The following is a 7502-nucleotide window of genomic DNA, read 5'->3' on the forward strand; positions in this document are numbered from 1 at the left end:
AGCCTTGATAATAGCTATTTTCGTACCATTATCAGCGCCGCTTGCTTTAAAATATCATTCTCCATTTTGAGTCTTTGATTTTCTTTTCTAAGTTTTATTAGTTCATTTTCCTCTTTTGTTCTATTGTCCTTAGCTTTAAAAGAACCTGATGTAGTATAATCTTTAACCCACTTATTTACGGTAGATCTTGCTACATTATATTCTTTAACTATTTCAGTTGGGCTTTTACCACTCTTAACTAATACAACTATCTGTTTTTTAAATTCTTCCGTATATCTTTTAGATCTATTAGACATGATTTACCTCCAAATTAGTTTTATTTATTATATCATGTCCGAGTTTTTATTGTCTAATTAAGTATAACCTATCCAAACAACCAGAAAAGCATTAATTGAGTGACTAGATTTTCTTTGGTAAATATAGGGGTATAGCTCGCTAGGGAAAGTGCAAATGATATTCTGAAAAATTAGTCAAATAAAAGTCTTCCAACAGTTTTTTCAGAATTTACGATATAATAAGGGCCATATAGACCTGTTTACGGGTGACTTGGTAAATAAAGTCAAAAAAAGCAAAGCACCTTTAGGTGTTGTCTGAAAAAAATTATGCGGCTGGCAGACCATTTGGTGGGTCTTAAGACACAGCCAGTAATGTGCCCTTATAGGGCTAGAGCAAACCATTCGTCTTACGTTACGGGTGGTCATGATTAATAAAAGGCAACTTTATAAATTCTTTATAATTGCCTGTTACATTAATAATCGTAGTAGAGATTAATAATGTTATGAGAGGATGAGTTAAATGTCAAACTTGATACTTGAAACAAGAGGACTGAAAAAATACTATGGAAAGCAACTTGCCGTAAATAATGTTTCACTAAAAATACCAAGAGGTTCAATCTACGGATTACTTGGACCTAATGGAGCAGGGAAATCAACAACATTAAAAATGCTCACAGGCTTAATAAAGCCAAGTGCAGGAGAAATACTTGCTTTTGATGAACCATGGCAACGTAAGCACTTAAGACGAATTGGTTCACTTATTGAATCTCCAGCTTTATATGGTAATCTAACAGCAACTGAAAATCTTTTGATTCATACAAAACTTATGGGGATATCAAAAGAAAAAATTTATGATGTTCTTGAACTAGTGAATCTAAAAGATACAGGTAAAAAACTTACATCACAGTTTTCAATGGGAATGAAGCAAAGATTGGGAATTGCAATAGCACTTTTAGGTAATCCAGAACTTTTGATTCTTGATGAACCTACAAATGGGCTTGATCCTCTGGGGATTCAAGAACTAAGAGAATTGATTCGTTCATTTCCTGAAAGGGGAATTACAGTTATACTTTCAAGTCATATTTTGAAAGAGGTTTCCCAAATTGTAAAAAATGTTGGTATCATAAGCAATGGAGAACTTAAATATCAGGGAGAGACAAATCCAGATGAAGACTTTGAGGAATTATTTATGAACGTAGTAAAGGGGAGGATAAAATGATTAATGTAATTAAGTCGGAATATCTCAAATATAAAAGGACATTTACAAAAAAGCTTATTTTAATGGCACCGTTGTTATTCATATTAATTGCTTTGCCACAGAAACTATTCATGCTGGCTAATTATTTAAGACCATGGCAACTTTTACTTAATCAGATATATAATTGGTGGCCATTGATTTTTATACCCCTAGGAATGGCATTGTTTGCAGCTTTATTGGAATTGCAGGAAAGAAAGGCAGGCAATTATCGTAATATACGTGTGCACAATGTTTCACCATCTTTCATATGGATCGGCAAGGTAATAGTAATGGCAATATATTCATTGCTTTCTACATTGGTTCTTATTGTGGCAATAATTATTTCAGGGTTGATTACAGCTGGCGCTGATATTCCATGGGGAAAGATATTTGCTGGTGGTTTTACTATATGGTTAACAGCACTCGCATTAATACCTTTACAGCTGTGGATGGCTGCGTGGAAAGGGACATTTGCAAGTATGGCGCTAGGATTTTTAGGGATGATAACAGGTGTAATTGCAGCACCAGAATCATACTGGATATATATTCCATGGAGCTGGTCCATTAGGCTGATGTGTCCTATAATAGGCGTACACCCGAATGGAATACCTTTGAAAGCATCAGATTCTCTCATGGATACTTCAGTAATACCAGCAGGAATAGCCCTGTCGCTTGCTACATTAATAATTTTTACTGTAATTACTGCATTATGGTTTAATAGAAGGGAGGCAAGGTGATGAATATATTTATATCAGAATGGATTAAGATAAAACGCACACCTATATTATGGCTTACGTTTTTAATACCTGTGATTTTTGCAGCTTTAATGATATGGTACTTTTCGTTAAGAACGATAACGATAAATACTCAAATTTTAATATTTCAAGCGTTTTTTGATGTGTGGACAGCGCTAATTATTCCGTTGGGTGTAGGTTTAATATCAGGATTAATGATACATCAGGAGGAACTTGCTGGTAGTTTTAATGGTTTTCTCGGAAGCAAACTACTGCGCAGGGATTTGTACCTTGGAAAACTTACAATGCTTATATTGTTGACATCGGCAAGTACTTTATTTGCGGTATTGACACTTTTAGTAGGATTAAGTTTTATATTGAATATACACATATCCTGGACGATTTTTATTATAGCAGCTATAATGGCTATGATAGGAACTCTTCCACTATTGGCATTCCATTTATGGATAAGTTTCGCATGTGGAATGGGTGCATCAATTGGTATTGGTGGCGGGGGTATTTTAGTAGCTGCTTTGATGGCGACAAGTTTAGGCAATAAGATATGGCAATATGTACCGTGGGCATGGCCAGTTCGTTTAACAGAATTAGCAGGAGTATATTTATTAAATTTGCATGGTATGAAAAACCCTCTTGAAATCATATCTTCAGTCTTTATCGTAGAACAAGCTATAAAGGGTCTTATTCCAGCTGCCGTATTTTTTGTAAGTTTGCTGGCTGGAGGTTTGATTTGGTTTGAAAGGTGGGAAGGTAGAAAAATGTATGGTTAAAGAAAAATTAAAAGGAGGGATGATGGTATGAGTAAGATTCTTATAATTGATGATGAGGAAGACTTAGTTACTCTTTTAAAAGATTCTCTTGAGAGCAGAGGTCATATTGTATTAGCAGCATATGACGGTGAAAAAGGTATTAAAAAATCCAAAGAACAGCCAGATATTATTATTCTCGATGTAATGATGCCTGGCATTGATGGGTATGAAGTCTGTAGAAGAATAAGAGATGCAGTTCTTTGTCCGATCATATTTTTGAGTGCGAAACAGTCGGAAAACGATAAGCTAAAAGGTCTTGCCTTAGGAGGTGATGATTATTTAATAAAGCCTTTTAGCCTCAATGAACTATTAGCGAGAATAGATGCACATTTAAGGAGAGAGAAAAGGGCTATATTCCTTAACAACTCAAACAAGAGAGTGTTGATTAGTTTTTGCAGACTATCGGTTGATTTAAAATCAAGACAGGTTAAGATTGATGATAATATCATATCCTTTACTAAACGAGAATTTGACATTTTAGAACTGCTTTTAATGCATCCAGGTCAGGTGTTTTCAAAAGAACAGATTTATGAGAAGGTTTGGGGATATGATGCAGAAGGAGATTTTTCAACTGTTACTGAGCATATGAAAAACATAAGGGCAAAGATAGCTGAATTTGATTGCGATACAGAGTATATATCGACAGTATGGGGTATCGGCTATCGATTTAACAAAATAATGTAATGCGAAATTATATATATTTAGCGGGTGTATTTATATGTTTGAAAGAAAACCTCTTAAGTCTCAATTTATAATAACGTTTATTTTGATTATCATATCAAGTATAATAGCTACAATAGCTTCGTATTATACGGGTTATATGATTTATACAAAAATTGAATATAAAAAAATGTATCCAGCCAACTATTATGAAAAGAAAATTCCTGACATTGAAGGCTATATAAGAAAAGAAGGTGTAGTTTTTTTAAACAGGAGCGAAAAACAGCTCATTGAGAAAATAATCCCTTCAGAAGGTATATTGTATCAGGTTATGGATGAAAATGGTAACATGATATATGGGACAGATTATAAAAAACTTTTAAATGGCAAAGAGGATCTATATAATAAATTGAATACTACCATCAATATAGATGGTAGATATGTAAGAATCATCCCAGTATTCGATTCTCAAGGAAAGATAAGCGGAGCAGTTTCATTATCATATACATTGACACCTCATTATGCAAGTACATCAGATAAAATATCGCTCACACTATTATTTATTGTAGTTGTTTTTTCTCCGTTTATTTATATAGTAATCTTTACATTGCTTTTTTCAAAGAAATTTGCCAGTAATATAGGCAAGCCAGTTAATATGCTTATTGATGCATCAAGAAAGGTTAAAGAGAAGGATCTTGACTTTAATATATATTATTATGCCGATAATGAACTCGGAAAACTTTGTAAAGCATTTAATGAGATGAAAAACGAACTTAAGGAGTCATTAATATCACAGTGGAAAGCAGAGCAGGAAAGACATGAGATGGTTCAAGCCCTTGCCCATGACCTAAAAACACCTTTTTCTGTAATACAGGGCTATGTTGAATCACTTCTGGAAGGCAATTATGTTGATACTCAAAAAGTAAAAAAATATCTACAGGTAATAAGAGACAATGCAAATAAGGGTTCGGAACTTATCAAAAAAATGCTTTACGCCGCAGAGCTTGAAACGTCCTGCGCAAAGCTTAATATCACTCCAGTGGATATATACTCTTTATTAATGAATAAAAAAGAAAGTTATGAGATGATGGCAAAAAATAAAAAGATAGGTTTTAAAATTGATGTAACTTATGAAAAACAGGTTAAAATGACATGCCCTGTTGATATTGTAAAACTTGAGCGTATTCTTGACAATATCGTTTCGAATTGCATCTGTTATACGCCAGAAAATGGGACAATAACAATTAATGCTAATATTACTTGTAATAATATTTGTTTTAAAGTATGTGATACAGGAAAGGGATTTAGTAGTAAAGATCTATCTAATCTTTTTAATAAATTTTATAGGGGTGATGAATCCCGTTCTTCCAAAGATGGTCACGCTGGATTAGGACTTTATATTGCAAAAAGGTTGGTAGAAATGCATGGCGGAAGTATTGTTGCCTTTAATGCAAAGGGCGGCGGTGCATGTATTAAATTTGATTTGCATTTTCTAGAAAATAATAGCAATAGGAAATGATGCAATTACGAAAAGCATTCCTCGGTCGTGTAAATGATGAGTTAAAAGAGCCTTTATAGGGTAGCAATCGCTACCCTATTTTGCTGTAAATGGAGGAAACTAATGACAAATAGAATTTATATATGTTCAATAAAAGATGAATATATTGATTATTTAATCAAAAAAACCCTCATACTAGTATTAAAATTAGATAATTGAATTTGTAAATACTATACCCAAAATTTTTAAAATATTTAAAGATTTTTTTAAGGGATTTGTGATAAAATTAATTATTGTTTTCTTATCCTTGTTCATCTTTTGTTTCTGTCCTTTCATTAGAGAATTTGAACAAGGACTATCTTATCATATTTTATCTGGCAAAAAAATCCCTGAATTTCTGAATTTTTTCCTTGACTTTTATTTTTTATGTAATATCAGTGGGTGTCACTATTTTTTATTAGAGGAGAGTCTTTGGCATGAGTTTTTTCTTTATTTTCAAAATTAACATTTTATTGAAAAATATATCCCATATCAGATTAAATAATTCACAATTTTGGTTAATTATAGGGTGTTATAAAGTGTTATTTAACAATTAACACTCATAAGTTATGAGAATATAGATTATTTGAAAAGATAAAAAGGATTCAATATTGATAAAAAATTGTTAAATGAATTGAGGGGAATCAGGAAAATATTATTGCTTTTAAATGAAAACGATTATAATAGAATAATGGATATATAGCTTGTAATTAATGGACTGTAAGATTTTTATTATAATAAATAATCTAAAAATTTAGAATCGAAAGAATAAAATTATTGACAATATATAGGACTGAATTTATAATTTATTATAAGAAAAATGATAAAAATTTAACGAGAGGAGATTTGTTTATGTGGGAAAAAACGATGCCAATTAATGAAGTGAGAGAATTAAGGGGAAAAACAAATATATTTTTAGGTGTAGGGGCTATTGAGAAGATATTTGATATAGCTAAAGAAATAAAAGAAAAGGGAATAGATAAGGTAGCAATTGTAACAGGAAAATCATCTTATGTAAAATGTGGTGCATGGCATTACATAGAAAAAGCATTGAAGGAGAACCATATTGAGTTTGTTTTATATAATAAAGTAACTCCTAATCCATTAAGTACGCAGGTTGATGGAGCAACAAAGATGGCAAGAGAATTAGGAGCTAAAGCGGTGATTGGTATTGGTGGGGGAAGTCCAATTGATACAGCAAAATCCGTTGCAATTATGACTTTGTATCCAGAATATACAACAGCAGATTTATATGAGTATAATTTTATTCCAACGAAATCTTTACCAGTAATCGCCATTAACACGACCCATGGAACAGGAACAGAAGCAGATCGATTTGCAGTTGTAAGCGTATTAGAAGATGGAAAGGAATATAAGCCAGCAATCGCTTATGATTTTAGTTATCCAATGTATTCTATAGATGATCCTAAATTAATGGTATCCCTTCCTAAGTCTCAAACAGCTTATACGTCAATAGATGCTATCAATCATGTTGTAGAGGCTTGTACTACAGCTGTAACTACTCCTTATGCTGTTATGTTAGCTAAAGAAACGGTAAGACTAATGGCTAAATATCTACCAAATGCATTAGAAAATGGAGAAGATTTAGAAGCAAGATATTATCTTACATATGCTTCTACCATTGCAGGAATTTGTTTTGACAATGGTATGCTTCATTTGACCCATGCTTTAGAACATCCATTAAGTGCTATTAAGCCAGATTTAGCCCATGGGTTAGGATTAGCAATGCTACTGCCAGCAGTAGTGAGAAATATTTATTCAGCAAGACCTGAAGTATTAGCAGATGTATTGTCTCCAATCGTACCAGAACTTAAGGGAACAAAAGAAGAAGCTGAAAAAGCAGCAAATGGTGTTAGAGAGTGGTTAGAGAAAGTTGGTGTGAAGGAGACTTTAACAGATTTAGGATTTAAAGAAGAGCATATAGAAAAATTAGTTGAATTAGTCTTTACAACACCTAGTTTGGATTTATTGTTAGGCTGCTCTCCAATACCACCAACAAAAGAATTAGTGGAAAAGGTTTATAGAGAATCTTTATAATAATATAAAAGAAAATCAAAAGAATTCAAAAAGGTTTTATTACCTTTTGAATTCTTTTTTTATTATCATATAAAAATACTCACTGGTGTTGCATAAAAAATAAAAACAAAAGTCAAGGAAAAAAAACAGAAATTTAGGGATTTTTTTGCAGATAAAATATGATAAGATAAGTGA

Annotated in this window: 6 protein-coding genes and 1 pseudogene; 6 read left to right on the forward strand and 1 reads right to left on the reverse strand. The window is 32.3% G+C overall.

What is annotated here, in order from left to right:
- A pseudogene (locus tag BUB36_RS17960) lies at positions 1-296 on the reverse strand (transposase); the annotation flags it as partial.
- Positions 297-795: 499 nt separating this feature from the next.
- Between BUB36_RS17960 and BUB36_RS17965 the strand changes: the two are divergent.
- The 6 genes from BUB36_RS17965 (at position 796) to BUB36_RS17990 (ending at position 7328) form a co-directional block, all read left to right on the forward strand.
- Positions 796-1494 carry a lantibiotic protection ABC transporter ATP-binding protein gene (locus BUB36_RS17965; protein WP_073153496.1) on the forward strand — a complete coding sequence of 233 codons (699 nt, stop codon included), beginning with the start codon at positions 796-798 and terminating at the stop codon, positions 1492-1494.
- Positions 1491-2249 (forward strand): lantibiotic immunity ABC transporter MutE/EpiE family permease subunit, encoded by a 759-nt coding sequence (locus BUB36_RS17970; RefSeq protein WP_084112136.1) that lies wholly within the window; start codon positions 1491-1493, stop codon positions 2247-2249. The genes BUB36_RS17965 and BUB36_RS17970 overlap by 4 nt, the downstream gene beginning before the upstream one ends.
- A complete protein-coding gene (locus BUB36_RS17975) occupies positions 2249-3034 on the forward strand; it encodes a lantibiotic immunity ABC transporter MutG family permease subunit (protein WP_073153499.1) in 786 nt (261 codons plus the stop codon). The genes BUB36_RS17970 and BUB36_RS17975 overlap by 1 nt, the downstream gene beginning before the upstream one ends.
- 27 nt (positions 3035-3061) lie before the next feature.
- The gene (locus BUB36_RS17980) at positions 3062-3757 is read left to right on the forward strand and encodes a response regulator transcription factor (protein WP_073153502.1); all 696 of its coding nucleotides are present in this window, start codon (positions 3062-3064) and stop codon (positions 3755-3757) included.
- Positions 3758-3791: 34 nt separating this feature from the next.
- Positions 3792-5252, forward strand: a complete 1461-nt coding sequence (locus BUB36_RS17985; RefSeq protein ID WP_073153505.1) for a HAMP domain-containing sensor histidine kinase — start codon at positions 3792-3794, stop codon at positions 5250-5252.
- Positions 5253-6122: 870 nt separating this feature from the next.
- Entirely contained in the window at positions 6123-7328 is a 1206-nt protein-coding gene (locus BUB36_RS17990) for an iron-containing alcohol dehydrogenase (protein ID WP_073153507.1), read from the forward strand.
- The last annotated feature ends 174 nt before the right edge of the window (positions 7329-7502 follow it).

The sequence above is a fragment of the Paramaledivibacter caminithermalis DSM 15212 genome (assembly GCF_900142245.1).
GTDB lineage: Bacteria > Bacillota > Clostridia > Peptostreptococcales > Caminicellaceae > Paramaledivibacter > Paramaledivibacter caminithermalis.